Consider the following 24,842-nt stretch of genomic DNA (forward strand, 5'->3'; position numbering starts at 1 on the left):
AAGGAGGATCGATCATGCCCATCCCTGGATCACGCAGGCCGGATGGGCCAGGCACTCCTTCCGCTTTCAGCACGCATGCCCGTGCGCATCGCAATCTCGACCTCTTGCTGAACCGCCTGCTGGCAGACGAGGAAATCGGCTTCAGCTATGATGAGCGCGAGAAACGGCTCGTCTGGAGCCGAGGCGAGACGATCCCCGGCCTCGACCCCGCCATCTACTGCAAATGCCCGCGCACCGGCGCAATCCTCTGCTACGCCCATATCGGCCACGCGCATCTGCGCTCCGGCTGGGACTATGGCTATGTCTATCCGCCGGAATATGGCGGGCTCGACTGCCTCAGCAACATGCGGCCGGAGCAATGCGAGGATTATCGGCCGGCGCATACAGCGCGACGCTGACCGCGCCGCGCGAACTTTCAAAGGGCACCCCGATCCAATCAACGCAACGCTCCTGCCCGCGCAGGAAGCGGGCCTTTACGCCTCTTCGGCCTTGGCGCGGCCGGCCGGATCCCACAAAGGCACCTTGCCGATCAGCTTCTCCAGCGCCTCGGTCGCGCGGCCCGCAATCATCACGATGAGCAGCCGGCAATGCCTGTCCGTGTGGTTCACCCAGGCGTGATCGGTCGCGCGTTGCAGGATCGTGTCGCCCTTGCGCAGGATCACCGGCTCGACACCTTCGCTCAGCAGCATGGTGATCTCGCCTTCCAGCACGTGCAGATAATCGACGCTGTTGGTGCGATGCATGTAGGGGGTGTCGCCCGGCTTGAACGGCGGCACGTCGGAGACGCGGACGAAGATGCCGTTCTCGATGACACCGGGCTGGAAAGGCTTGCCGGTCGGGTCGTCCTCGGTCGCCTCGATCTGGATCGGCAGCACCCGATGCGACCAGATGTCCTGGAAGCGGAAGCCATCCGTCCCCGCGCCCGAATAATGGCAAAGATCGTCGATCATCACGACCGATTTGCCGTCGGCGTCATGGCCGGTGATGACGCGGCGAAGATTGGGGTACAGATCCATCGTGCCGTCTAACATGCGCGCCTCTCCCGGTCGTATCGACTCTCAGTGCCGCGCCGATAGTAAACAGGTGAAGCAATCGCCCTTGTCAATTGCGAAGATGCGCCACTCTCATGCCGTGATGGCATGGTGTAGAAAACCGAGCATTGCGGAGGCGGCTCAAAACAGAAAAGTCCGACCTCCCGGGGGGACAGGAGGCCGGACCCTTTCAGACCGTGCAGCCGGTGTGTGGGAGAGTCACCGCCTGACGGCCATCTCCCCTTTTCGTCGCAGCATGTCTCTGACCCTGAAGCACCGAGATAGGGACGATGCGGGCCTGTTCAAGCCGCGTCGTCCCCATCGCGCTTTCGCTATTCTATAGATCAGGCGGTGCCGGAGCCGCCCATGCCGGTACCATGTCCGCTCGTGCCGAACAGCGGGGCATCACCACCGCCAGCCGCCGTGCGGCTCTTCTGACCGTCATAATCCGCAGTGATCGCTTCCGGCGTCACCACCGTCTCCTTGTGATGCAGGCTCTCGGGGAGCGGCACGCCTACCTTGAGGTAGACGCGATCATTCTCGATCCGATCGACACAATCGACATCGAGGAAATGATGTCGTCCGTCAGACGAATCCTTGCGCGTGAGCTGGATAATATCGCCCTCGAGGTGATCGACCGCGCCGATAGGTGCGCCGGAAGAATCCATCACTTCCATATGTTCCTTGATCTGCCACTTGTCGAACATGGCATCTCTCCTTGCTTCCTTGACGTTCACCGGCAAAACGGACGGGGCGGCCCGCGCGTTCCGCTCCGCGTCGCGAGCCGTCGCGTGCGCACCACGGCCCATCCGCGCGATTGCGCCGCGCGCAGGAAAGGCATAGCTTTCGCGCATGATCCGCCGCCTTGCCTCGCGCCGCCTCGCCCTTGCCTTGCCCATGCTGGCGGTGCTTGCCGCCTGCGCCCGCCAGAGCGCCGAGGCCGTGTCGAGCGCCCCCGGAACGCCCGGCTTCCTGCTCGGCCTGTGGCACGGCTTCATCTTTCCGGTCGCGTGGGTCTGTTCGCTGATCTCGCCGCGCTTCGCCATCTATGCCGTGCCGAACAATGGCGGCTGGTATGATTTCGGCTATTTTGTCGGCATCGTGTTTCTCGGTGTCGGCGCGCGCCATACCCGCACTGTTTACCGCACGGTCTATGTCGATCGGAGCAACCGCTGACCAACGCCGCGCTCATCATGGCCGGTGTCGCCGCCGCATCCGCCGTCGGCGGCGCGGCAATGCTCGCCCGCCCTGTCCGAAGTCCGCAGGGCGTCTATGGCAAGCGCATCGCCGCTACCATGGCCCTGTCCTTCGCGTTGATCCTGGCGCTGTTCGCCTGGGGACTGGAACAGGCTGCGGGCTGAACGTCCCTGCCCGACAGCGACTTCCGACCAGTTGATAGAAGCAACGGGTTCTGCTCGAGTTCGCATGAACGTGCGCTCGGGGCTAACTCCGCCTTTATCCGGCAAACGATCATTGACGACCGGACAGACCTTGACCTCGCTGTGAGCTTAGGTCTGCCGACGACCTGAACCAAAAATCTGTCAAAGTCGTGCTAGGTGCTTGGTCCCGGCATCAGAAACGAAAGCAGGAAACAGACAAAAACGACGGCAAGAGCAGCCCAGAACGGTGCCGCGATCCCATATGCATCGGCGAATTGACCGGCCAGGATCGGACCGACAACACCGCCCGCAATCTCACCGACGCCGATGGTCACTGCCACCGTTGCCGCAATGCGAGCAGGAGGAACCGTCTCCCCGGGTATGAGCACCGCGTAGATCGGCAATGCACCGACCGCGAGCCAGCCGGTGAAGAGCAAGAGCTGCAGGCCCCAGGCCGGCCCGGTCCACAACAGGATCGCGGTCGGCACGATCGCGGCCAGCCCCATGCCGACGGTCAGCATGGCTTTCCTGCCGAAACGATCCGACAACAACGGCAGGGCCAGGCCACCGACGCAGCCGGCAAGACCGAGCGTGCCCAGCACTGTCCCCGCCCCCGTCGGCGTATAGTGCATCTTTTCGACCAGATAGACCGACAGGAAGGTCGCATGGACGACCAGCCAGAACATAAAGCCGGCCGAAATCACAATGCACAGCCCGATCTTGCGGCGGGCCAAAGCGGTCAGTCCGACACCAACGCCAACGACATCCACCGCGCCATCTGATGGCCCTGCGCGTCCGTCTATTTCGCGGATGACAAGCCAAACGCCAGCTGCGAGCAGCAGGAAGGGAATGGCCGATGCGACATAGGCTGCCTGCCAGCCCCAGGCGTCGGCAATGTGGCTAAGCACGATCGGGCCGAGCATCTGACTGATCAGGAACATCAACAAAGTCTGCACGCCGATGTTCCGCCCAATCCGTTCCGGCGGAGACTGTGATGTCAGGATCGACTGGGTGATCGGCGAGATGCCGCCAAGGGCAGCCCCGGAGGCGAGACGAATAGCCAGCAGCGCGATATAGCCCTGCACCAGCAGCGAACCCATGGCGCAGATTGCGGCCAGGATCAGCAAGGGCACAAGCAGATGCTTGCGCTTGCCGGTTCGGTCGGACAGCCGGCCGATCACATAACCGGCAACTGCCACGGCCACGGCCTGCGTGGAATAAATTGCGCCGAGCTGGGTATTGGTCAGGTCCAGCGCTGCGATGAGATAGGGACCTATATAGCCCGTCGCGAGCCGATCGAAGGCGACAAAGGAAATCACGAGGCTGGTGACGAGCACCATCCGCATCTCATACCCCTGCCTCGTGCCTGACGGCGGAAAACCTATCGACGTCATCGCAAAATTCTCCCCTTCCGACATTGCGGACAGGCTCTTCAGGCCAGCGCCGGATAGTCGATATAGCCCGCCTCACCGCCGCCATAGATGGACGGCTGGTCGGGCTCGGCCAACGGTGCGGACCGGGCAAATCGCGCGGGCAAATCGGGATTGGCAATGAACGGGACGCCAAAAGACACCAGATCGGTATGGCCGCTCGCAATGGCATGGTCGGCGCTGGCCGCGTCGTAACCGCCATTGGCGATCGTGATGCCACCGAACGCCTCGCGCAGTGCCGGCGTCAATCTCTTGACGACCGTTGTTTCGGCCGGGCCTGCCACGGGTTCGACAACATGGATATAAGCCAGCTTGCCGGACAGCGCCTTGGCGAGATAGCCGAACGTGGCCACCGGATCGGAATCCGACATGCTGTACATGGAAAACCACGGCGACATGCGATAGCCGACACGGTCCGCCCCCCAGATTCCCGTGACAGCCTCGACGACTTCAAGAGGCAAGCGCGCACGTCCTGCTTGCGAGCCGCCATAGGCATCGCCGCGCCGGTTGGAGCCGTCACGCAGGAACTGGTCCAGCAGGTAACCATTGGCACCATGGATTTCCACGCCATCGAAACCCGCCATCAACGCCAGTCTCGCGCCATGGGCATATTGTTCGACCACGCCCGGCATCTCCCCGATGTCGAGCGCGCGGGGCGCGGGAAGCGGCTTGAATCCCTCTGCGGTAAAGGCCTCCCCCGCCGCCGGGATCGTCGAGGGCGCGATCGGCAAGCCACCGTCCTGAAAATCCTGATGCGAAACGCGACCGACGTGCCAGAGCTGCAAAAATATCCGTCCGCCAGCCTCGTGTACGGCAGCGGTCACGGCCTGCCAGGCGGCGACCTGTTCCGGTAAATGGATGCCCGGCGTCCAGACGGACCCGCGTGCCTGGTGGCTGATCTGCGCGCCTTCGGTGACGATCAGCCCTGCCGAGGCGCGCTGGGCATAATAAATCGCGGTGGAGGGCGGGGCAATCCCGTCGCCAATGGCGCGCGCGCGCGTCATCGGCGCCATGACGACCCGGTTTGGCAATTCAAGCGCACCAATCCGCGCGCCCGACAAAAGATTCTGCATCGTTTCGCCCATCTCCATCCTCTGATCGGAGCATGAGTGCTGACCGGAAAACCGTGACCTATCCTGCAAGATAGGCGCGGCGGGCTCAGTCGATAGGTGGCCCCAATGACAGTCCTCCGTCATTGAACACTTCGGCCCCTGTCATGAAACTCGAAGCGGGCGACGCGAGAAAGAGCGCAAGTCCCTTCATCTCTTCCACATCTCCCATGCGCCCAAGCGGGATCATGCCGCTCATCATCGTTTGCACGGCGGGATCGCGCGCGAAGCCATCCCCGATGTTGGTCACGAACGGCCCGGGCGCGATGGCATTCACCCGGATGTTGTAGCGGGCCAGCTCGAGCGCGGCGTTGCGCATGAAATGGGCGGCCCCTGCCTTGGCTGCGGAATAGGCGATACCGATCGGCATGGCCCGAACCGATGAGACCGACGTGGTGATGATGATCCGTCCGCTGCGCCGCGGCTTCATGTGCCGTACCGACGCACGCACACAATGGAACACGCCGTTGAGACTGATGTCGATCACGCGCGACCAGCGGTCTGCGTCATAATTTTCCAGGGCGCCGTCCACACTGCGTTCGCCGTCGGGTCCAAGCACCGTGCTGCCCGGATCGATTCCGGCGTTTGCGAACAGGACATCTATACCGCCGAAATCCCGGGCGCTGCTATCAATCGCCGCGTCCACCGACGCGCCGTCGCTGACATCGACCCGGTAGGCGCGAACAGTCTGGCCCAGCGCCCTGAGCCGGGCAGCTTCACCTTCTGCGCGATCCAGAGAAATGTCGAGTATCGCCACGCGGGCGCCGTGTTCGGCCAGTATTTCGACAATGGCGAGGCCGATCCCGCTGCCGCCACCGGTGACGATGACGGACTTGCCCCTGACGTCGAACATGTCCTGCAGATTCACATCGCCCTCCCGCGCCATATCGTGGCGGCCGCTATCGCCCTGGTGCAAGATGATCACCTACCCCGCCCATCGTCAAAAGATAGGTAGGTTGCCGGCGCTCCGGTTCGCGTCAAGGCGGTGGCAGGAGAGTTGCCCCATGAAAGATCTTGCAGGACGAGTGGCCTTCATCACCGGCGGCGGAAGCGGGCTGGGCCTTGGCATGGCCCGGGCGTTTATCGAACAAGGCATTGCCGTGGCGATCGCCGACATCATGCCCGACCACCTCGCGTCGGCGCGCGTAGCGCTGGGAGAGACAGGGCGCTGCCACTTCATCCAGCTCGACGTGACCAACCGGGCAGCTTTTGCGCGCGCCGCCGACGAGGCCGAAGCGCTGCTGGGGCCGGTTTCGATCCTGTGCAACAATGCCGGCGTCGGCATGCTGGGCAGCACGCAGACGACCGGCTATGTCGATTGGGACTGGGTGATGTCAGTCAACCTTGGCGGCGTAATCAATGGCATCCAGACTTTCCTGCCCCGCATGCGGGCGCGGGGAGAAGGGCATATCGTCAACACCTCGTCGATCGGGGGCATATTGCCGGGACCGGGTGGCGTCGCCTATCTCACGGCCAAGGCGGCGGTGCTCGGCCTCTCCGAGGCCATGCTGTGCGACGTGCGCGGTGAGGGCATCGGCGTCACCGTGATCCTCCTCGGGCCGACAGCGAGCAATATTCACAAGGTCGCGAAGCAGCGCCCCAAGCTCTATTCGGACAGCGGACTGGCGGCGTTTGAAGTGGAGTTCGGCGAGAAGCCGATCATCGCCGGTGGCATGGACCCGCTCGAAGGCGGCCGCCAGGTTCTGAAGGCCATCGAGCGCGATCAACTCTATCTTTTCACGCATCCGGAGTTCCGGCACGCCGTCCAGCAGCGCTTCAGCGCGATCATGACAGCCTTCGGCCCGGACACGGGAGAGCCGGCCGCAACCGAATCTCACGGCTTTCCGACCTTCAACCCGCTGTTCGCCGAAATCATCGCGAACAGCGGCAAAAATTGAGATAAACCGAGAGGATAAACCAGCATGCGTGAAGTCGAGGGCAAGGTTGCATTCATCACCGGCGGCGCCAGCGGTATTGGCTTCGCGATGGCACGGACATTCCTGAACGCCGGAATGAAGGTCGCGATCGCCGACTTCAGCGATTCCAACCTGGACGACGCCCGCGATCAGCTGGCCGGCGACAACCGGGACTATATGACCGTCAAGCTCGATGTGCGTGACCGGACCGCCTTCGCTCTCGTTGCCGACGAAGTTGAAGCGCACTTCGGCAAATTGCACGTCGTTTGCAACAATGCCGGCATCGGGATGGCCGAGCTGATCAGCCGCGCCGGCTACGCCGACTGGGACGAGATGATGGACATCAACCTGGGCGGAGTGATCAACGGCGTCGTGACGCTGCTACCGCGCATCCGCAGGCATGGTGAAGGCGGGCACATCGTCAATACGTCGTCGATGGCGGGCATTCTTCCACTTCCCGACGCGGGCGGCATCTACACTGCCGGCAAATTCGCTGTGCGCGGCATGACGGAATCGCTGCGGCTCGCGCTGGTGCCCGATCGCATCGGCGTATCATGCCTGTTCCCTGGCCTTACCAAGACCCGCATCCTCGACAAGGCGAAGGAACAGGTCGCTTCCGCCGCCGGAGACATCGACCCGGTCAGCGCCGGTTTCGCGGTGGCACAGGAAAACGCCATGGATCCGATGGACCTTGCGGGCGCTGTGCTGGATGCGATCCGCAACAACGACCCCTATATTATCGGCCACGCTGAGTTCATCGACGAGCTGGAAGAACAGCATCGCGAATTGATGGCGGCGATCCGCCGCGACTTGCCGATGGATCCACGCCGCGCTGAATTTGAAAACGGGCGCCGGGAAGGCATTCGCGAAATCAAGGCGCAGATGCAGGCCTGGTAATCGCCGCCATCGTCATGGAATGAGGCCGAGCCGCCGCACCCGGGCGACCACCTGTTTGCGGTTGCGGATCCCGACCTTGTCATAAACCTGCTGGAGATACCATTTTACGGTCCCTTCGGTCAGACCCAGCTGCTCGCCGATCTGGCGGTTGAGCATGCCCGCTCCGGCCATCGAGAGGATTTCTATCTCGCGATTCGTCATTCGCCCGCAGATCGCAATGCTGTCCTCATCATCCTCGTCGTCGCGCTGTTCCTCGACAGGCTCAAGCAAGCCGACAATCTCTCTCAGGAAGAGGCTGACGGCATCCTCCTTGACAGCTTCAGCCTGGGCCATCTGGCGCAGCAGGCCGGCAATCGGCTCCCCTTCATCGAGGAAGCGGCGCAGGAGGCGAGCCGGCGCGGCTTTCGCCAGCGCCTGAGCCAACGCCCGCTGGGCCGAAAGGCGCTCGCCCGACATGAGCAACAGTTCCGCAAACAGGATGTCCCACTCGACCGCCGCGGGGACTGCCTGTGCGGCGGTAAGGAAGGATCGCCACTGCCTGGCAAGTATGAGCGCGTCCCCAAATTGATCATCCGCCGCCATCAGCCTGCAATTGGCCATGGCCAAGACGCCATCGAGCACGGTATATTTGAACTGGCCGCGCGTAAGATTTGCCGCGCGATGGCTCGACAGGCCGCGCCGACGCGCAAACCGCGCGGCATCGTCAGGTCGGCCCAGCTTCAGCATGACCCGCAGATGCTCCGCGCTGACACCGATCCGCAAGCGATCCAGTTCGTGGCGACTGCCAAATTCCGCGGCGATATCCAATGTTCCGAGGCAGTCTTCGTGATCGCCTCGCAACAACTGGAGCCTGGCCCGGGTCACCCATCCGTTGAGCAACTGATCGACAAAGCCGGCCGATGTCATGAGCGGAACATAATGATCGATCAGTGCCTGTGCCCGCTCGATTTCGTTGAACTCATAATGCAGCGATGCGAGAGTCGTGGCCACGACGGCGCCGAGCGGGTCATCTCTGCCGCCAACGCGCTGCGCCACTTCCAGCCCCGATTGCAGCATCGCCTTGGCTCGTTCACTCTGCCCCATCAGAAACAGCGAGGGACCGGAAATGCCTGCGATGAACACCTCGCCATGCACGGCGCCGGTGCGCTGAACCTGCTCGCGTGCCAGCGCATCAAGTCGATCGATCTTCGAAAGTTTGTATTGTTCGCGTTGCGCATATTGGAGCGAGTTTTGGAAACTCCCCATCAGATAGGGACTGTTGCCGAAGTCCAGCCGACCGTCCAATGCGGAAGAACACTGGTTTTCGAGCGCTTCGACCTCGTAGGAAGCGTGGGCGATCTGCGTTTCACGGTGCGAGACAACCAGCCGCAACCATTTGAGATCCGCTGGGTCGGCTTCCGACGAGCGGGCCAGTTCATCCAGCCGTCGCTCTGCCACGGCCACCAGGCTGCGCGCCTCGGAAAGGCGCCATTGCGCCGTCAGCCGCCAGGCGAGACTGAGCATGAGGCGCGGATAAAGTGCAAGAATGTGGGCCGGAAGCTGAGACGCCAGAAGTTGCAGCGTCGGCTGCAAGCCGGCGGCGAACATCGCCTCGCAATTCTGGTCCAGAATATCCGCAGCGTAGATCGGATCCTGGCCCTTGATCGCATAGTCAAAGGCCTCGACATGATTGCCACTGGCGGTCAGCCATTGCGCAGCCCTCCGGTAGATGGCGGCAGCAACGCCCGGCCTGCGATCCTGCAGCTGGCGCCGCAGGAAGCCGGCGAACAGATGATGATATCGATACCAGCTGCGGGTCTGATCCATCGTCTGCAGAAACAGGCCAGAGGCTTCGCACCGTGCAATGAGTTCGCGACTGCCCGTATGTTCAAGGGCCGCGTCGCACAAAGCCGGGCTGAATTGCTCCAGCAGCGATGATCGCAGCAGAAAATCCTGCAGCTCATCCGGTTGCCGCGCGAACACATCCTCGAGGAAGAAGTCGGCGATCTGGCGGCGCTCGCCGGTGAAGCTTTCGAGGATGCGCTGGTTTTCGGGCTCCAGGCTCAGCGCCATGCTGAACAGCTTGATGCCGACGATCCACCCTTCGGACCGGTCCTGCAGCAAGCGCACCTGGTCTATGTCAGTGTCGGTGTCGGCCTTGCTCTTCAGATAGGCCTGAGTCTCATCCTCGACGAACCGGAGGTCTGAAGCACCCAGTTCGAGCATTTCATGATGGGCGCGAATGCGCCCGAGGGGAAGTCCGGCTTCTCCCCGTGTAGCGAGCACAAGCTGCATGCCGGACGGCGCTTCATCGATCAGCGCCTGAAGGGCGTCCAGCGCCGGAGATTCGGCAATCTGATGAATGTCGTCGATGATGATCCGGCAGCGGCAAGGATTGTCATCAACGCGCTCGCAAATCTGCTGAATGAGGGCCTGCCAGCCATAATAATGCTGGCTTCCGGCGGTTCGTTCCACCAGCCCCCTCCCGGACTCGCGATGCTCCTCCAGCGCCATGTTGAGGTGGCTCGCAAATGCCATCGGGTCACGATGGCGCGCATCAAGACTGATCCACGCAACCGAGTCACCGGCCGCGAGGCAGTGATTGGCCCATTGCTGCAAAAGGCTTGTCTTGCCGTAACCGGCGGGAGCTTGCAGCAAAATGAGCCGGGCACGATCGTGTCGGGAAAGCAGATGAAGGAGGCGCGGCCGCTCGACCAGGCTATGCTGCGGAACGCGCAGCCTTACTCGGCTGCGCGGCGACAATACGGCATCGGGCACCGCGACAACGTCGATCGGCCTTGCTTTCGCCATGTCCCTCTCCGCCTATTTTTTGGCGTCATTCTGCCCGCGAGTCCGCAGGGTCCGGCCACCGGATGCCTCGCCTGATCCTCGCTTGAAGTCTACTGCCCGTGAATAGCGGATGGCAATCACTCGATCCCCTATCTTGCAGATAGGTTCCCTCCCCTGCCCTACGGATCAGGAGAAGATCCAGATGGCAGTCGCGCAACCCGTGTCAGCGCCTGCCCGCCTGGGAGTTGAGGATGACGAGCACCGTAGCTGACGGCCTGTGCGGCGAACGACTGAAATATCTGAAAGACGTGATCGCGGCGGACATCGCCGCAAACGCCTATTGCGGAGCGGCGATCATCGTGAGCCGTCATGGCAAGATCGGTCTTCAGGAATCGCTTGGTGCATATAGCAGCATCGACAAGCGGCCCGTTCTGCCGGATTCGGTGTTCAGCCTGTTTTCCCTGACCAAGGCCTTCACCAACGTGCTGGTGCTGCGCGCTATCGAGTTGGGTCAGTTCGCGCTGACGACCAAGGTCGTGGATATCATCCCCGAATTCGCCGGCAAACCGCGCGAAAACATCCGCATCGAGCATTTGCTGACACACCGCACGGGATTGCCCTCCGTCTTCAGCCCCGCCCCCGGCATGCCGCTCGATCGGCTGGACGTCATCATCAGCGCGATCTGCGCCAGGGTGCATGCGGAGGAAGAACCTGGCGGGCGGGTTGCTTACTCGCCCATGGCGGCCCACGCCCTGATGGGCGAAGTCCTTCGGCGCACCGACCCGAAAGGCCGCAGATTCCGGGACATCGTGACACAGGACCTGCTGCAGCCGCTGGGCATGAACGATACTGCTGTCGGCGTCAGGCCCGATCTGAAGGACCGCCACATCGTCCCGGAGTTTCCGCCAAGCTTTCCCGCCACACACCCCTCCAGCACCGTCGCGGGGCCACATGGGGCTTTCGAGGATCCGGCAGCGGAAATGCCCTGGGTTGGCGTGGTGTCCACCACGGCTGACTTGTGGCGGCTGGCTGAAATGCTTCGCCGCGGCGGCGAGCTTGATGGCCATCGGATCCTGTCGCCCCGCATTCTCGACATGGCCACGCAAAATCGCACCGGCGATCGACCGAACGAGATATACAAGGCTATGGCCCTCTCGCGGGGCTGGCTGCCCTATCCCGCCTATATCGGGCTTGGCTTCTCGCTGCGTGGCGATGCCATCTGCCATCACCAGTTCGGCACGATGGCGACGCCCCGCGCCTTCGGCAATCACGGTGCCGGCAGTACGCTGCTCTGGGTCGATCCCGAACTCGACATGACGTTCGTCTGCCTGACCACGCGCCTCATGCCGGAAGCAGACAATGTCGAGCGCTTCCAGCGCCTGTCCGACATCGCTGTTTCCGCGGCGATCTGACAGACAAAAGAATACAAGGCCGCCACCCGAAGGTGACGGCCTTGCTCCCCCTTGGCTTGTTCCGCCTATCCGTGGTCAAACCGCCATGCATCGCCATCGGACCGGATCCAGCCCGCCGTCGGTTCGGTAAAGTGGCTACCGATGACCATGACATCCTCGTCCTGATACCGTTGCAGAAAGGAAAGCCGGGTTTCGCGGCTGTGGTCGTGGTCGTTGCAGAAGCGATTCCTGAGCCCCGGCTTCGCGCATTGCAGAGGATGGTGCATCACATCCCCGGTAATCACGGCGCGCCGGCCTTCTGAATTGATCCGGATGCTCACATGCCCAGGCGTATGGCCTGGCGTGGGCTCGAGACTGACTTCCGGGCAGACCTGATGATCAACGGGAATGAAATCGACCAGCCCGGCGTCGAACACCGGCTGGAGCGAGTCCGACAGATGATCCACCTCAGCATGGGCAATCCCCACAAGGTTGCGGATGAAGTCCAGTTCGACCTTGCTCATGAGATAGCGGGCGTTGGGGAAGGTCGGCACCCAGCGCCCTTCCACGAAGCGCGTGTTCCAGCCGACATGATCGAGATGAAGATGCGTACACAGCACGGTATCGATCGCCTCGGGCGCAAAGCCGGCATGGGTGAGATCGTCGAGGAAATCGCCGTGACGCATGTGAAAGATCGGCGCGAGGCGATATTTGTCGTTGCCGATGCAGGTATCGACCATGATGCGGCGATCCCCCGCGCGAATGGCAAAAGCCTGAAAGGCAAGCACGATCCGACCGTCATCGCCCGCATGGATCGGTCGCAGCCAGGGATGCTCGAGTACCATCTCCCGCGTGCAGTCCGGGAACATGAAGGATGGATCGATCTGCTCCCGGAAAATCTCCACGATCCTGACGATCTCGACATTTCCGACCGTCCAGCGGCGGATATGCTCACACGCCATTCAACTCTCCTCGTCAAGCGCGCCAGTCGGCGCGGATCATGTCCGATGCCTTTTCGGCGATCATGTAGGTGGCAGCGACGGTATTGCCGGAGACGATTGACGGCATGATGGAGGAATCAACCACGCGCAGCCCGACGATACCCCGCACGCGCAATCTCGGATCAACCACTGCTTTTTCGTCGGAGCCCATCCGGCAGGTGCCGACCGGGTGGCACATGGTCTGGACGGTTTCGCGGACGAACTGCCGGATCGGCCCATCGCCGACGGCGGATATCCCCGGCTTGTCCTCGGCAAGGACGAGCGACTGCAGAGGCTCGCTGGCAAAGATCCTGCGCACCCAGTCTATCCCGGCGACAAGCACGTCTTCGTCGGCCGCCTCGCCAAGATAGCCCCCGAGCACAGCCGGGGGGCCTTCAGGCGAGGTCAGCCAGACCCTTCCGCGCGACAAGGGCCGCAGGCCGCAGATCGCAGCGGTTACCCGATCGGCCGAATCCGGCCCCAACCGGCCCGCGCTGTCGAACGCATGGCTGATCGGGCGGAAATTGATCTGCAGGTCTGGCCGCGTCACATTCGGCCCGCCACGCACGAAGGCGACGGCCTGGGAAGCGCCGATCGTCAGGGGGCCCCGCCGGGTGAACAGCCAGCGCGCACCCTGCACATAGGCCCGCCAGCCCCGCAGCAAGGGGTTGAGCGAAGCGCCCGGCCGGACGCCGAAGGTCATATGCACATAAGGATGATCGGCGAGGTTGCGCCCCACCCCCGGCAACGAGACGATCGGCGCGATACCGAGCGCCGCCAGGTCCGCTCCATCCCCAACGCCCGATCGCAGCAGAAGATGCGGTGAGCCGATCGCGCCCGCCGCCACGATCACCTCGCCGGGCGTGCGCACGATCCTTGTCGCGCCGCTTTGCTCGAACGCCACGCCCACGGCCCTGCCGCCTTCGAACAGGATCCTGTCGCGCAGGCGCCGGTCAGCACGCGAAGATTGGGTCGCTTCCTGGCATGCGAAAGATAGGCCGATGCAGCCGAATCCCTCCGTCCGTTGCGAATCGTGAACTGTAGCAGGCCGGCGCCTTCCTGCTTGGCGCCATTATAGTCGGGATTGGCGTCTGCGCCGGCCGCATGGGCCGCTGCGCAGAAGGCGTGCGCGCTGCCATGCACATAACGGGGATCGGTCACGCTCAGCCGGCCGCCATGCCCACGGCCCGGCGCCCGCGCTCGATCCTCCAGCTCGTTGAAATAGGGCAGGACATCACCCCAACCCCAACCTTTCGCACCCTGGTCGCGCCAGCCGTCATAGTCCTCGGGCTGACCACGAACGAAGGCCATGCCGTTGATCGCGCTCGATCCACCCAGGACCTTGCCTTGCGGAAAATAGAGTTCGCGCCCGCCAAGCGTCGGCTCCGGCTGGCCCATAAAGCCCCAATTATAGCGATGATTGACAAATAGCCGCCCCATTCCCGCGGGCATCGCGATCCACAGGCTGTTTGCCCGCGGCCCTGCTTCGAGCAGAAGCACACGCGCCTTGCCGTCGGCCATCAAGCGGTCGGCAAGCACACAGCCGGCGGTGCCGCCGCCGACGATGATATAGTCAAAGTCGCCATCGACGGTCGGCACGCGCCCGCTCAGAACATCGTATTGGTGTTGAGCGATTTTTCCGGGACAGCCGTGCCGACGTCCCAATGCTCGACCACCTTGCCATTCTCGAGGCGAAAAATATCCACAACCGCCTGGCCGCGATCATCCGGTCCGGTGGTCACGTGGGAATGAACCCAGACCATGTCCCCGTCCGAAATGATCCGCTTGATGTCGTAGCGCAGGTTGGGAACGGTCGGCAGCCAACCCTTGAGCAGAGCAATGATGGCGTCCTTCCCATCAGGCGCGGTCGGGTTGTGCTGACGGTAGTAGGAACCGCCAAATCGCTCGAACGCCTCGGCCGGCTTCTTCTGGTTGAATGCCGTGTCGAGCAATGCAATCACCGCTTCTTCTGCCGCGTTGCGCCCCTTGACTTCGGCGTGTCCGGCTGCCGAAACAAAGGCCAGAACCAACGCCGAAGCCTTCAATATCCTGTACATTCTCATCTCCATTCCCATCCGTTAGCAGGAGCGCCGGACCATGATGGCCGACGCTCCCGCCTTGCGACCCGAATGCCGGGTTCAGAATTCGCGCTTGACCGAGAGCAGGAACTCGCGGGGCCGTGCCGGCGACCCGGAAACGTTGAAACCGGTCAGCGTGAACTTGTTGTTGAAGTGGAAAGAGTCGAACAGGTTCGAGACCGCCAGCGATGCCTGCCACTTATCCAGCTTGTAAGTCAGGCGCGCATCGAACACCGACCGGCCCGGAACATTGAACAGCGGGGCTGTCGGCATGGTCGGCGCGGGATTGTAGGTCATCAGGCTCTGGTAGCGCCAGTCCAGCCGCGGCGTCAGCGTGCCACCCGGAGCGGGGAAGCTGTACTGGATGCCCGCGCTGGCGTTCAGCTTGGGCTGAACGCGATTGCTGGGATCGAAAAAGGCAGGGCCCGTCCCGGTTGATTCGAACTCGTTATATCCCAGCGTGCCGTTGATCAGCAGATCACGCACCGGTTCGATTGTCACCTCGGCCTCTGCGCCATAGATTTTGGCCTTTTCGCCGACATAGAAGAACCAGGTGAACGGTGCCGAGCCGGCCGGGCAATTGGCAGGATCGAACACCACGTCCACATTCGCGCCGACGCATTCGAAACCGTTGAGCTGACGAAGGTGGCTCTTGTAGTCACTATAGAAGGCGGCAAGGTTCACGCGCAGGCGATGATCGAAATAGTCGCCCTTCGTGCCGATCTCGTAGCTCGTCAGATTTTCGCCAGGAATGGGCGCGAACTGCGTGGGCGTCAGCGGGCGGGGATTGATCGAGCGGGGACGGAAGCCGGTCGCGATCGATCCGTAGACCAGCACGTCCGAGCTGATCTTATAGTCCATGCTGATGGTCCAATCGACCCGTTCAGTGGTCGCCGACTGGGTCAGCACCGGAAAGCCGCTGCCGATATGATCGAAGGTGAAGGTCTTGCGATTATTGGTATAGCGCACGCCGCCGGTGATGTTGAATGCGTCGGACAGGTGCAGAACGCCATGCGCAAATGCCGAGCGTGACTCGTCCAGATAGGTATCGTTCTGGAGGAAATGCAGAACGACATAGTCGATCGCGCCGCCAAGATGGCTTTCCCCGTCGAGATAGAAGCCGCCGACCGTCCAGTCGAACTTGCCGCCGAATGCCTGCCCCAGCAACTGGAATTCCGCGGTCGTCTGGCGGTGCTGGATGTCATTGCCGTTCAGGCCGAAGCCGAGCGGCGACACGTCCGAGTCATGCGAAAACTGGCTGTTGTAACGTCGATGCGCGAGGATCAGCTTGGCCTTGAGATCGTCGTTGAACTTGTAATCGACCTTGCCCTGGACGCCCCAGCTTTCCACCGATGCCGTGTTGGGCTGCGAGCGGCCCGTCGCCAGGTCACGGTTGGAGGCGTAAGTCGTGTAAGGGTCCGAGGGCACGAACCTGTCGTCATAGACAAGGCCATAGTCGGCCAGCAGTTGATCGCGCACGACGCTCATGAAGAAATCGGGCGGCGCCGTCCGGCTCGACAGGATCGGATTGATGACCTGGATCAACGTATCGGGATTCACGTCGCGATGATCGTTGGTATAGTCCACCGCAAGATTGATCTCGAGCTTGTCGCCGGCGAGATACCGCAGCATCGCCCGGCCCGCATTGAGACTTTCGCCTCCCGTCCGACCGAGCGAACAGCTCTGGTTGTTTGCCTGATTGGTCATGGTGGCAAGATCTGCCGTCGGAACGATCACAGAGGGGAGCGCCGCTGCCAGATCGGCCGCGCTTCCTGCGGCCACCGCTGCGCCGCCGAGTCCGTAGCCGTCACCATAGCCAGCGAGCTGCGGCGTGCCGCGCTGGAGCATGTCGCACGTATAATCGAGAATCTTCTGATAGCCGTCCACGCGGCGCGAAACACCCGATACCCGCATGAACAACTGATCCGGAACGATCGAAAAATCGAACGAACCCTTGAGGTCGAGCCGGTTGAAGCTGCCATAGGCCACTTCGATGCTGCCGCTATCGTCGCCCTGGGGCGTCTTCGACTGAAGCCGAATCGCGCCGCCGAGCGTGTTCTTGCCGAACAATGTTCCCTGGGGACCGCGCAGCACTTCGACACGCTCGAGGTCCATCAGGTCCATTGCCGACCCCATCAGGGTGCTGTGATAGACATCATCGACATAGATCGCGACGCCGGGCTCGAAAGCGAAATTGAAATCCGCCTGAAACACGCCACGCAGCGACACGGTCGGCGTCGCGCCGACGGCGGCGGCGCCAGGGGTGATGAAGGCGTTCGGCACGACGCTGCCCATCTGCTGCACATTGCCGATGCTGCGATCGGCAAGCGCCTCCCCCGTAACCGCGGTAATCGCCAGCGGGGTATCCTGCAGGCGCTCTTCGCGGAAGCGCGCCGTCACCACGATTTCGTCCAGCTGGCCGTCCGAGACCTCACTCGAACTTCCACCTTCGGAAGCGGCGCTTTGGTCTGCAGCGGACTGCGCGTAGGCCGGTCCGGTTGCGATCAGGACGGCCGCAGCAAAGGCGGACACACCGAGGCGCAATTGAGCAATTCCTTTCATATCTCTCTCCCCAATAAATTCTTGTGAGGCTGTGCTGCCCGAGCCGCTGTGGAAAGTTACCTATCCCTCAAGATAGGATAGGCTTCCGGCCTAACCGGCCGGTTCAGGCGGAACCGGGCAGAGGCGGCGCACCGCGGTGGGGTCGTAGCTTTCGAACGCCTGGCTGGGCGGAAGGTCAGGGCGCAGTTCCGCCGGAAACCGGCTCCAGTCCAGCGGCTTGAGCTGGTAAAGCGGCTCGTTCACCCAGCCCCGATCGAAGGATGTCCTGAAATTCGCCAGCCAGCGCATGCGCAGGATGCGCCACTCGCCATCTTCGCGAATGTAGAGATTGTCGTACGTGCCCTGTTGCCAGACGGCGCGCAGTCCGCCTTCATCGGGAAAGCTGTTGCACCCTATCGTCTGCCACATGCCGTGTCCGCGCCCGGCGGCGCAGTCGACCTCGATCACCGGCGTCGTCAACATATGCAGGGGCATCATGCCCGGCTGCATGAAGAAGGGCCGCAAGACGTGAAGGAACATCGCCTCCACCTTCGCCCTGCCGACATAGATGCCGCCTTCGCCGATCTCGACGCTGACGTCAGGGTCCTGTTGCGCGAACAGCGAGAGGACATCGGCGTACCGATGCCCTTCCAGATAATACATGTAGCGCCCCTGGAGGTTGGCGATGGCCTGTCGGTCCGCCACTTCCCGAAGCAATGTGTGCTCGCCTGAGCCGATCATATCCGTCTCTCCTGATTTTGGACACGATCAGACGGACGCACCCTTCAGCCGCACCTATCTGTGCGGATAGGTGCCGATGCCCGCTGCCGGGCCGCAATCACTCCCGGACGGAGCCGCAGGGCTTATGATCAGCGGGAGAGTGAGAGATGGAATTTACGCGCTCGGAGGCAAAGGCCTGGGCAAAACAAAACTATAACGGGCTCGAAGGGTCATTGATGCCTTCGTTCAAGCCGGATCTCTCCGGGCTGGACGAGGAAGGCATCAGGCATGACGTGAACTATTATATCGAACACGGCATGTTCTCGGTCCTCGCGGCCGTCGAGTCGACGTCGATGACCATGGCGGAACGCTGCGAATTCGTGCGCATCGTTTGCGATGAAGCCCGCGGACGCATGCTCGTGTCCGCCCCGGTGCTGCTCGATACCTTCGCCGATGACGTCGAGTTTTTGAAATATTTCCAGTCCGTCGGCGGACACCATGTGCTGCTCGGCTCACCGGTCCAGTATCGCCCGAACAGCGAGGAGGAAGTCTTCCAGACGATGAAGGCGGTCTGCGACGCGGTCGATCTGTGCATGGACATCTATCCTGCCGCTCGCTTCGATCTGTCGCGCTTCGGCCATGGCACGCTGTCCATCGATCTGGTCCGGCGCCTGGCGGAGATCGACAATGTCGTGGGACTCAAGATCGGCAACCTCAACCCGCCGAACTATTCCGCCCATGTCTTTTCGGCTGTCGGCGAGCAGCTTCTGGTCAATGATCCGCTCGACAATGCCTGGGCATTCATTGTCGGGGATCGGGGGGCGCAATGGGCCGGCGCCATGGGCTACGACATGTGGCAGACCCGCGACGACCAGCGTGTCGTCCGAATGTTCAATCACTTTCGCGCCGGCCAGCTCGACGAGGCGATGGAAATCTACTGGGCGATCGAGCCCATCCGCGCGGCGAGCTGGAGCCTGCACGGCCGTGTGTCCAGTTCGGGCCTCTATCCGTTCCTCAGCTTCAAGTTCCAGCAATGGTTGGTCGGCGGCAATGGCGGCATGTTGCGCCAGCCGATCCACCGCATGTCGGAGTGGGAAATGGATTCGCTGCGTGCCGCGCTGGCCGCTTCCGGCATCACGCCGCATGACGGCCCGATCGAGGAATTCTTCGTCGGCCGTGCCGCCTATGCGCGCGGCGAGCGTCTGCCGCGCGGCGTGAACGTGCTGGGAGGGTGAGTCATGTTCGAGCCGAGCAACGACGCCGAACGGACCGTCCTCAGCTTCTTCCGCGCCCTGGGCAGCGAAGACTGGGAGGCGACGCGCCGCCTGATGACCGATGACATCGTCTGGTCGGTCATGGCCCGCGGCGTTCCCGGCGCGGGCGAACATCACGGTGCGGACGCGATCTTCGCCTTCATCAGGCCTGTCCGCGCCCTGTTCGAGCCTGGGTCACCGGTCATCACGCTGCGCTCCCTCGTGTCGTCGGAGAAGACCGTGGTGATGGAAACTCATGGCGGTGGCCAGCTCAAGGACGGCCGCACCTATGACAATCATTATGTCATGTCTCTGGATGTGCGCGATGGGCGGGTCTCGGCACTGCGCGAATATATGGACAGCTATTATGTCCACCAACTGCTCGGCGGGGATTGAATCCCCGCCGCTTCAGTCCGCTTGCCCCAGGCTAAGCGCGCCATCGATGACGATCTGTTGCCCCGTCACATAAGACGACGCCGGAGAGGCGAGGAACAACGCAAGCCCATACATGTCCGACGGGAAGCCGACCCGATGCGCCGGGATCGCCTTGCCAAACTCCGCCTGCAGGGCTTCGTCCTTGAGGTGCCCTCCGCCGATGTTGGTCACGAACATCCCCGGCGCGATGGCATTCACCGTGATGTTGAAAGCCGCCATTTCCAGCGCCACGTTGCGAACCAGATGCGCAGCGCCGGCCTTGGCCGCCATATAGGCGACGCCGATCGCTGGTTCGCAGCGCAGCGAGGCGGCGGAGGTGGTCACGATCATTCGCCCGGATCGGCGCGGCTTCATGTGGCGCGCAGCCGCCCGCAACGTCGCAAAGACACCGGTCAGGTTGATATCGATCACTTTGTCCCAGCGACGATCCGCATAGTTTTCCAGCGAACCCTCGACGATGCGCGGCCGGGTGTCACCGACCCACGCCCCCAGATACCCCGGCCCGGGATCGATGCCCGCATTGGCGAAGACGATGTCGAGGCCATGATGAGCCGCCGCCTCGTCGATCCTGGCATCGAGGGCATCGTGATCCGTGACATCGACGACAGCGCCGCGCACGTCGAAGCCCGCCGCCCTGAGCCGCCCGACCTCGGTCTCGATACGCTGCGGATCGAGATCCAGCAGCGTGACCCGAGCCCCGTTGGCGGCGAGCGCCTCGGCATAGCCGAGGCCTATCCCACTCGCACCGCCGGTCACCACCACGCCCCGGCCCGCGACCGCGAACAATTCTTCTATCTTTTGCACGCCGCCTCCCGTTTCAGATCACCGAGGTGATCGCCATGTCCGAAAGCTTCTGGAACCGCTCCACATTGTCGCCTTCGATCATCACCCCATGCGACAGGCAGACGAACGTCACGTCGCGCTTGGGATCGATCCAGTAAAGCATGCTTCCCTGTCCGTGCTGCCCGAAGGTCTGGGGCGATGTGAAGGTGCCGAACTGATGGTGGCAGATCGCGTCGCCTCGTAGCGAAAAACCGATGCTGAGATAGGCCGGCATCGGCTCCCAGCCGCGCGCGATGGCATTGCGGCCATAAAGCTGGTTGATCATGCCCGGCGTCTCGTCGATCCGGGTGCGCTCCACTGTTACCGGTGAGAGAATCCGCGCACCATCATACTCGCCGCCCCGCCGCAACATCTCGGTGAAGCGGAAGATATCCGACACGGTCGAGGCAATGCCCACCCAGGGCATTTCCGCATCTTCCTCCTCGAAGGCACCGTCCGGACCAAGATCGCTGTGGCCAAGATGCTGCAACGCACCCTTGTCGAACAACCATTGCGGCTTGATGTGCCGGGCGCGCAGATCGGCGCGCAGGCCGACCGACGTATCCTTGAGTCCCAGCGGCTTGATGATCGTCTCTTCCATGATCTGCCTGAACGAGCGCTTCAGCGGATCGGTGCGTCGCACCGCCTCGCCCATGAGCGCGTGGGCAACGGTCGGCGCATAGGACGCCTCCGCGCCGGGAAGCGCTGCGCTGTGAACCTTCTTGCAGATCGCATCGATCACTTCATCGAGCTTGTCGATATACATGCCGGGGATCGGCGTGAAGGTCATCGGCAGGCCCGAAGTATGGGTCAGCAAGTGGTAGAAGGTGATATCCTCGCGGACCCCGCCGGAGAATTCCGGGATGATTTCGCTGACCTTGGTCGTCAGCGCAAACTGGCCGGCCTCAATCGCATTCAGCGTCAATATGCCGGTGAAGGACTTCGTCATCGAGAAGATCGAGAAAACCGCATCCTTCTCGATGGGAACCTTGTTTTCCTGGTCACGATAGCCGACGGCCTCATGCAACAAGACCTCGCCGTGGCGGGCAACCAGGATCACCCCACCGAAGAATTTTCGTTGCTCGATCAAGGCTTCCATGGCCGGGCGAATCCGTCCGAGCCGCTTGCTGCACATCCCGAACTCTTCAGCCGTTCCAGTCACCATGCTCTCCCTGGCGCCAATGGCGCGATCGATTTGCTGGATCGTGGTTAGCGCCTTGCCGCGACGCCGCGACCTATCCGCCTAGATAGGTTCTTCCACGTCCGCCCACCGCCAGGACTGACCCGCAAGGGTTGCCTGTCGCGCAGCCTCCATCATCGGCAGCAACACCGCGGCCTCCCTCGCCGCAAAGGCCAACGACCTGATCCCGCGGCGCACAGGCCGAAATCGCCCCGGATGGATCTTCGACAAGGAGTAGATGCAATGCAGAATCTGGTTTTCGTCCGCTTTTTTCCCAAAGAAGGGGCGTTCGCGTCGGTCAAGGCGATGCTGGAGAATATGGTCGTCAACAGTCGCACGGAACCCGGTTGCCAAATCTACGATCTTTATGAAGCAACCACGCCGGAGGGCACTGGCGGCGTCCTCTGCCTGGTCGAACGTTATGCCGACGACGAGGCCCTGCTCGCCCATCGCGCGACCGATTACTACAAGGATTATCGGGCGACGATCATGGACTTCCTTGCGCAGCCGATCGAAGTCAATATCCTCGTCCCCATCGACGCCCTCTAGAAGGCGCAGGGAAAGGGTTGACATGAACGCCGAGAGAAATGTGAAGGCAGGTCACTATATCGGCGTGGCGAGGCGGGGATGTGTGTCCTGGCGCGGCATCCGCTATGCCAGGGCTGCGCGCTGGGAGCTGCCGACCCTCTGCGCCGCGCCGCAGGACGATGTACACTGCGATGTTCACGGCCCGCCGATCGCACAAGCCAAAGGCGCATTCCTGCCGATGCCCAGCCTGGTGGAAGACAGCCTGCTTCTCAACATCGATTCACCGGCGGCCGATGGCGCGCGACGTCCCGTCATGGTCTTCATCCACGGCGGGGCTTTTCTTTTCGGCACCGGTTCGGACTATGACGGATCACAGTTCGCCGAAGAGGGCGATATCGTCGTCGTCACGATCAATTACAGATTGGGCGTACTTGGTTTCGGAGATTTTTCCGCCCTGGGCGTACCGAACAATCTCGGGCTGCAGGACCAGATCGCCGCGCTCCGATGGGTGAGAGAGAATATCGCTGCATTTGGCGGTGATCCCGACTGCATCACCGTCGCAGGCGAATCGGCTGGATCCATATCGATTTCGCTGCTGATGGTTTCCTCGGCGCGCGAAGGCCTGTTTGACCGAGCCATCCTGCAAAGCGGCGCGCTAAATCTCATTCATGAAAGGGATATCTCTACCAGATTGGGCCAGCGCCATTGTGAAATACTCGGCGCATCCAGTCTCGATGCGCTGCGCCAGGTTTCTTTGGAACAACTTCTCGACGCACAAACTAGGATCGATGCGGAAGTCGAAGACGGCTTGCCGGCCAGTCCAGTGTATGACGGCGATCTTTTGCCGGCGTCATTATCGGACGCGGTGCGAACGGAGACGCCATCCATACCGATCATCGCAGGATCGAATCGTGATGAAGTCCGCCTTTTCGCCACGCCTCGAACGAGAGGGATGCTGCCGACGGAACGCGCAAAAATCATGGCGCTTGTGCGCGACCAGCATGGAGCCGCGTTCGAAGCCGAGATTGCTTCGCTTTATCCCGATACCAAATCCGACAATTTCAACCTTGGTTCGGACACCAACTTTTCGATGTCTACGCGGCTCTTTGCGGAGCGCCATGCCGCCGCCGGAAACCCTTCATGGGCATATCGCTTCGACAGAGCCGGCCTCTTCCTCGGTGCGACGCATGCCGTTGAGCTGACGTACTTGTGGCCCATGACGTTCAGGCAAAGCTTCATGCTGCGTGGAGGCCTGCTGATCGGAGACCGCAAACGGCTGGCCAAGCGCATGCGCCGGTACTGGATCAACTTCGTTCGCTCGGGCGATCCCGGCGCGGATTGGCCCCGCTATGAAGGCGAAGGCCGCGCGGTCAAACTCTTCGACAAGCGTGATAGTATTGCGAACGATCCCGATGGCGCGCGCCGTTCCGCCTGGGCAGGTCGTGAATTGCTACCCGCTCGCTCCTTGCGTTGATTGGCCCGCACCTTCTCTGTCGAATGAAACAGCAGCGTACCGCGATGGCTTCAGCAGCCTGCTCGACAACATTCCCGACTGTCCGCTTTCGATGTGACAAATCCCCAAAAGCCGACAACATCTTTGTAGGGCTCCTCGCGGGACCCCGCGCGTTGCAAAGAGGTGGCTGCAAGGCCGGATTTCTGCCTGCATGAGATCGCCATGATGGTATCTCCGCGAAGCGAACTCGGATCATATCATCAAATTGACCATCAAATCGGCGGGATAAGGGTGGATCGGCTCGCAGCAATGCGGAGAATACAGCAGAAAAACGTCAGATATTTTCCGGCCGCTTGCGGATGGCTCTGGATACCGTTCTGAACCGAGCCGGAATCGAATTGATGAGTTAATAAGCTGTATTTCAATAGTTATATTCGACAGCACTTGACCCCATCCATCAAATCGGGAATCGAATTCGGTTCGGTTCCTAAATGCGGAATCCCCAGTCAAACTTGGCCGATTCGCAGACAGTTCCGTCCCCGTAGCGACCATCCGTTCGTGAGGTTGCCGCGCTCGTACGAACGACCTGCTTTGGGGGACGTTCTGGACAGTCCGCTTTGGACCGCCCGAGGCCGGTTAGCTGCCATTTCATCAACGGGCTTGGCGGGATCCCCAAAATCGACCCGTGAGACAACATGAAAGCCGCTCAGTCTCCTTCTTGCACGTCGTCATATAGAAACTGGCAGGCCGCGGGAGCGGATGTACACTCATACGGCATAGGGACGGGATCTGCTGAGATCTAGGGTCCGGACTCACTACAGCCACCAGATGACGGCAGCGGCGATGCAGATGGCTCCCATGAAGTTTTTGAGGTTGCGATCGAAGCGGGTGGCGATGCGTCGCCAGTCTTTGAAGCGACAGAACATGCGC

Annotated in this window: 24 protein-coding genes and 2 pseudogenes; 11 read left to right on the forward strand and 15 right to left on the reverse strand. The window is 62.1% G+C overall.

Annotated elements, in window-relative coordinates:
- Nucleotides 1-14 precede the first annotated feature (14 nt).
- Complete coding sequence (locus KM135_RS10990) at nt 15-398, forward strand: hypothetical protein (protein ID WP_221714048.1); 384 nt, start codon at nt 15-17, stop codon at nt 396-398.
- Between the two features lie 75 nt (nt 399-473).
- Here KM135_RS10990 and KM135_RS10995 read toward each other — a convergent pair whose 3' ends face one another.
- On the reverse strand, nt 474-1,031 hold the full coding sequence (locus KM135_RS10995) for a cupin domain-containing protein (protein WP_221714049.1): 558 nt from the start codon (nt 1,029-1,031) through the stop codon (nt 474-476).
- Between the two features lie 344 nt (nt 1,032-1,375).
- On the reverse strand, nt 1,376-1,885 hold the full coding sequence (locus tag KM135_RS11000; protein ID WP_246605945.1) for a DUF2171 domain-containing protein: 510 nt from the start codon (nt 1,883-1,885) through the stop codon (nt 1,376-1,378).
- On the opposite strand from KM135_RS11000, the gene KM135_RS11005 reads away from it, so the two are divergent.
- The gene (locus KM135_RS11005) at nt 1,884-2,207 is read left to right on the forward strand and encodes a hypothetical protein (protein WP_221714050.1); all 324 of its coding nucleotides are present in this window, start codon (nt 1,884-1,886) and stop codon (nt 2,205-2,207) included. The genes KM135_RS11000 and KM135_RS11005 overlap by 2 nt on opposite strands.
- Nucleotides 2,208-2,224: 17 nt before the next feature.
- The gene (locus KM135_RS11010) at nt 2,225-2,392 is read left to right on the forward strand and encodes a hypothetical protein (protein ID WP_221714051.1); all 168 of its coding nucleotides are present in this window, start codon (nt 2,225-2,227) and stop codon (nt 2,390-2,392) included.
- Nucleotides 2,393-2,583: 191 nt separating this feature from the next.
- Here the strand turns inward: KM135_RS11010 and KM135_RS11015 are convergent, their stop codons facing one another.
- The 3 genes from KM135_RS11015 to KM135_RS11025 form a co-directional block, all read right to left on the reverse strand.
- On the reverse strand, nt 2,584-3,750 hold the full coding sequence (locus KM135_RS11015) for an MFS transporter (protein ID WP_221714052.1): 1,167 nt from the start codon (nt 3,748-3,750) through the stop codon (nt 2,584-2,586).
- Nucleotides 3,751-3,842: 92 nt separating this feature from the next.
- Nucleotides 3,843-5,036 (reverse strand): alkene reductase, encoded by a 1,194-nt coding sequence (locus tag KM135_RS11020; protein WP_343228177.1) that lies wholly within the window; start codon nt 5,034-5,036, stop codon nt 3,843-3,845.
- A complete protein-coding gene (locus tag KM135_RS11025) occupies nt 4,999-5,874 on the reverse strand; it encodes an SDR family NAD(P)-dependent oxidoreductase (RefSeq protein WP_221714053.1) in 876 nt (291 codons plus the stop codon). Before KM135_RS11025 ends, KM135_RS11020 begins: the two co-directional genes overlap by 38 nt.
- A gap of 79 nt (nt 5,875-5,953) precedes the next feature.
- On the opposite strand from KM135_RS11025, the gene KM135_RS11030 reads away from it, so the two are divergent.
- Nucleotides 5,954-6,847, forward strand: a complete 894-nt coding sequence (locus tag KM135_RS11030) for an SDR family NAD(P)-dependent oxidoreductase (protein WP_221714054.1) — start codon at nt 5,954-5,956, stop codon at nt 6,845-6,847.
- A gap of 24 nt (nt 6,848-6,871) precedes the next feature.
- Nucleotides 6,872-7,762, forward strand: coding sequence for an SDR family oxidoreductase (locus KM135_RS11035; RefSeq protein WP_221714055.1), 891 nt, complete (start codon nt 6,872-6,874; stop codon nt 7,760-7,762).
- Between the two features lie 12 nt (nt 7,763-7,774).
- Here KM135_RS11035 and KM135_RS11040 read toward each other — a convergent pair whose 3' ends face one another.
- Nucleotides 7,775-10,399, reverse strand: coding sequence for a helix-turn-helix transcriptional regulator (locus KM135_RS11040; protein WP_343228179.1), 2,625 nt, complete (start codon nt 10,397-10,399; stop codon nt 7,775-7,777).
- Between KM135_RS11040 and KM135_RS11045 the strand changes: the two genes are divergently transcribed.
- Nucleotides 10,289-10,627 carry a hypothetical protein gene (locus KM135_RS11045; protein ID WP_221714057.1) on the forward strand — a complete coding sequence of 113 codons (339 nt, stop codon included), beginning with the start codon at nt 10,289-10,291 and terminating at the stop codon, nt 10,625-10,627. The genes KM135_RS11040 and KM135_RS11045 overlap by 111 nt on opposite strands.
- 155 nt (nt 10,628-10,782) lie before the next feature.
- Nucleotides 10,783-11,943 carry a serine hydrolase domain-containing protein gene (locus tag KM135_RS11050; RefSeq protein WP_221714058.1) on the forward strand — a complete coding sequence of 387 codons (1,161 nt, stop codon included), beginning with the start codon at nt 10,783-10,785 and terminating at the stop codon, nt 11,941-11,943.
- Between the two features lie 65 nt (nt 11,944-12,008).
- Here the strand turns inward: KM135_RS11050 and KM135_RS11055 are convergent, their stop codons facing one another.
- The 6 genes and pseudogenes from KM135_RS11055 to KM135_RS11080 form a co-directional block, all read right to left on the reverse strand.
- Nucleotides 12,009-12,884 carry an MBL fold metallo-hydrolase gene (locus KM135_RS11055; protein ID WP_221714059.1) on the reverse strand — a complete coding sequence of 292 codons (876 nt, stop codon included), beginning with the start codon at nt 12,882-12,884 and terminating at the stop codon, nt 12,009-12,011.
- 13 nt (nt 12,885-12,897) lie between these two features.
- A complete protein-coding gene (locus KM135_RS11060) occupies nt 12,898-13,605 on the reverse strand; it encodes a GMC family oxidoreductase (RefSeq protein ID WP_246605972.1) in 708 nt (235 codons plus the stop codon).
- A gap of 69 nt (nt 13,606-13,674) precedes the next feature.
- A pseudogene (locus tag KM135_RS11065) lies at nt 13,675-14,501 on the reverse strand (GMC family oxidoreductase); the annotation flags it as partial.
- An 8-nt stretch (nt 14,502-14,509) separates the two neighbouring features.
- Nucleotides 14,510-14,959 carry a nuclear transport factor 2 family protein gene (locus KM135_RS11070; RefSeq protein WP_221714062.1) on the reverse strand — a complete coding sequence of 150 codons (450 nt, stop codon included), beginning with the start codon at nt 14,957-14,959 and terminating at the stop codon, nt 14,510-14,512.
- 81 nt (nt 14,960-15,040) lie between these two features.
- Nucleotides 15,041-17,542, reverse strand: coding sequence for a TonB-dependent receptor (locus KM135_RS11075; RefSeq protein ID WP_221714063.1), 2,502 nt, complete (start codon nt 17,540-17,542; stop codon nt 15,041-15,043).
- A 90-nt stretch (nt 17,543-17,632) separates the two neighbouring features.
- A complete protein-coding gene (locus tag KM135_RS11080; RefSeq protein ID WP_221714064.1) occupies nt 17,633-18,262 on the reverse strand; it encodes a nuclear transport factor 2 family protein in 630 nt (209 codons plus the stop codon).
- 215 nt (nt 18,263-18,477) lie between these two features.
- On the opposite strand from KM135_RS11080, the gene KM135_RS11085 reads away from it, so the two are divergent.
- A complete protein-coding gene (locus KM135_RS11085; RefSeq protein WP_221714065.1) occupies nt 18,478-19,476 on the forward strand; it encodes a dihydrodipicolinate synthase family protein in 999 nt (332 codons plus the stop codon).
- 3 nt (nt 19,477-19,479) lie between these two features.
- Nucleotides 19,480-19,890, forward strand: coding sequence for a nuclear transport factor 2 family protein (locus KM135_RS11090; RefSeq protein ID WP_221714066.1), 411 nt, complete (start codon nt 19,480-19,482; stop codon nt 19,888-19,890).
- 12 nt (nt 19,891-19,902) lie between these two features.
- On the opposite strand, the gene KM135_RS11095 is transcribed toward KM135_RS11090, so the two are convergent.
- The gene (locus KM135_RS11095; RefSeq protein ID WP_343228178.1) at nt 19,903-20,733 is read right to left on the reverse strand and encodes an SDR family NAD(P)-dependent oxidoreductase; all 831 of its coding nucleotides are present in this window, start codon (nt 20,731-20,733) and stop codon (nt 19,903-19,905) included.
- Between the two features lie 13 nt (nt 20,734-20,746).
- On the reverse strand, nt 20,747-21,886 hold the full coding sequence (locus tag KM135_RS11100) for a serine hydrolase domain-containing protein (RefSeq protein WP_221714067.1): 1,140 nt from the start codon (nt 21,884-21,886) through the stop codon (nt 20,747-20,749).
- Nucleotides 21,887-22,174: 288 nt separating this feature from the next.
- Between KM135_RS11100 and KM135_RS11105 the strand changes: the two genes are divergently transcribed.
- Together KM135_RS11105 and KM135_RS11110 are read left to right on the forward strand one after the other, a co-directional pair.
- The gene (locus tag KM135_RS11105; RefSeq protein WP_221714068.1) at nt 22,175-22,480 is read left to right on the forward strand and encodes a putative quinol monooxygenase; all 306 of its coding nucleotides are present in this window, start codon (nt 22,175-22,177) and stop codon (nt 22,478-22,480) included.
- Nucleotides 22,481-22,502: 22 nt separating this feature from the next.
- Nucleotides 22,503-23,933, forward strand: coding sequence for a carboxylesterase/lipase family protein (locus KM135_RS11110; RefSeq protein WP_221714069.1), 1,431 nt, complete (start codon nt 22,503-22,505; stop codon nt 23,931-23,933).
- Nucleotides 23,934-24,727: 794 nt separating this feature from the next.
- On the opposite strand, the pseudogene KM135_RS19765 reads toward KM135_RS11110, so the two are convergent.
- Nucleotides 24,728-24,842: pseudogene (locus KM135_RS19765) on the reverse strand (IS5/IS1182 family transposase); the annotation flags it as partial.

Source organism: Sphingobium xanthum (assembly GCF_019737615.1).
In the GTDB taxonomy this organism is placed as follows: Bacteria; Pseudomonadota; Alphaproteobacteria; order Sphingomonadales; family Sphingomonadaceae; genus Sphingobium; species Sphingobium xanthum.

Excerpts from the sequence above, each read along its gene's own strand:
- KM135_RS10990 (WP_221714048.1), top strand. The coding sequence starts at position 15 with ATGCCCATCCCTGGATCACGCAGGCCGGATGGGCCAGGCACTCCTTCC.
- KM135_RS10995 (WP_221714049.1), bottom strand. The coding sequence starts at position 1,031 with ATGTTAGACGGCACGATGGATCTGTACCCCAATCTTCGCCGCGTCATC.
- KM135_RS11005 (WP_221714050.1), top strand. The coding sequence starts at position 1,884 with ATGATCCGCCGCCTTGCCTCGCGCCGCCTCGCCCTTGCCTTGCCCATG.
- KM135_RS11000 (WP_246605945.1), bottom strand. The coding sequence starts at position 1,885 with ATGCGCGAAAGCTATGCCTTTCCTGCGCGCGGCGCAATCGCGCGGATG.
- KM135_RS11010 (WP_221714051.1), top strand. The coding sequence starts at position 2,225 with ATGGCCGGTGTCGCCGCCGCATCCGCCGTCGGCGGCGCGGCAATGCTC.
- KM135_RS11015 (WP_221714052.1), bottom strand. The coding sequence starts at position 3,750 with ATGGTGCTCGTCACCAGCCTCGTGATTTCCTTTGTCGCCTTCGATCGG.
- KM135_RS11020 (WP_343228177.1), bottom strand. The coding sequence starts at position 5,036 with ATGACGGAGGACTGTCATTGGGGCCACCTATCGACTGAGCCCGCCGCG.
- KM135_RS11030 (WP_221714054.1), top strand. The coding sequence starts at position 5,954 with ATGAAAGATCTTGCAGGACGAGTGGCCTTCATCACCGGCGGCGGAAGC.
- KM135_RS11035 (WP_221714055.1), top strand. The coding sequence starts at position 6,872 with ATGCGTGAAGTCGAGGGCAAGGTTGCATTCATCACCGGCGGCGCCAGC.
- KM135_RS11045 (WP_221714057.1), top strand. The coding sequence starts at position 10,289 with ATGGCGCGCATCAAGACTGATCCACGCAACCGAGTCACCGGCCGCGAG.
- KM135_RS11050 (WP_221714058.1), top strand. The coding sequence starts at position 10,783 with ATGACGAGCACCGTAGCTGACGGCCTGTGCGGCGAACGACTGAAATAT.
- KM135_RS11055 (WP_221714059.1), bottom strand. The coding sequence starts at position 12,884 with ATGGCGTGTGAGCATATCCGCCGCTGGACGGTCGGAAATGTCGAGATC.
- KM135_RS11060 (WP_246605972.1), bottom strand. The coding sequence starts at position 13,605 with ATGACCTTCGGCGTCCGGCCGGGCGCTTCGCTCAACCCCTTGCTGCGG.
- KM135_RS11070 (WP_221714062.1), bottom strand. The coding sequence starts at position 14,959 with ATGTACAGGATATTGAAGGCTTCGGCGTTGGTTCTGGCCTTTGTTTCG.
- KM135_RS11075 (WP_221714063.1), bottom strand. The coding sequence starts at position 17,542 with ATGAAAGGAATTGCTCAATTGCGCCTCGGTGTGTCCGCCTTTGCTGCG.
- KM135_RS11080 (WP_221714064.1), bottom strand. The coding sequence starts at position 18,262 with ATGATCGGCTCAGGCGAGCACACATTGCTTCGGGAAGTGGCGGACCGA.
- KM135_RS11085 (WP_221714065.1), top strand. The coding sequence starts at position 18,478 with ATGCCTTCGTTCAAGCCGGATCTCTCCGGGCTGGACGAGGAAGGCATC.
- KM135_RS11090 (WP_221714066.1), top strand. The coding sequence starts at position 19,480 with ATGTTCGAGCCGAGCAACGACGCCGAACGGACCGTCCTCAGCTTCTTC.
- KM135_RS11100 (WP_221714067.1), bottom strand. The coding sequence starts at position 21,886 with ATGTGCAGCAAGCGGCTCGGACGGATTCGCCCGGCCATGGAAGCCTTG.
- KM135_RS11105 (WP_221714068.1), top strand. The coding sequence starts at position 22,175 with ATGCAGAATCTGGTTTTCGTCCGCTTTTTTCCCAAAGAAGGGGCGTTC.
- KM135_RS11110 (WP_221714069.1), top strand. The coding sequence starts at position 22,503 with ATGAACGCCGAGAGAAATGTGAAGGCAGGTCACTATATCGGCGTGGCG.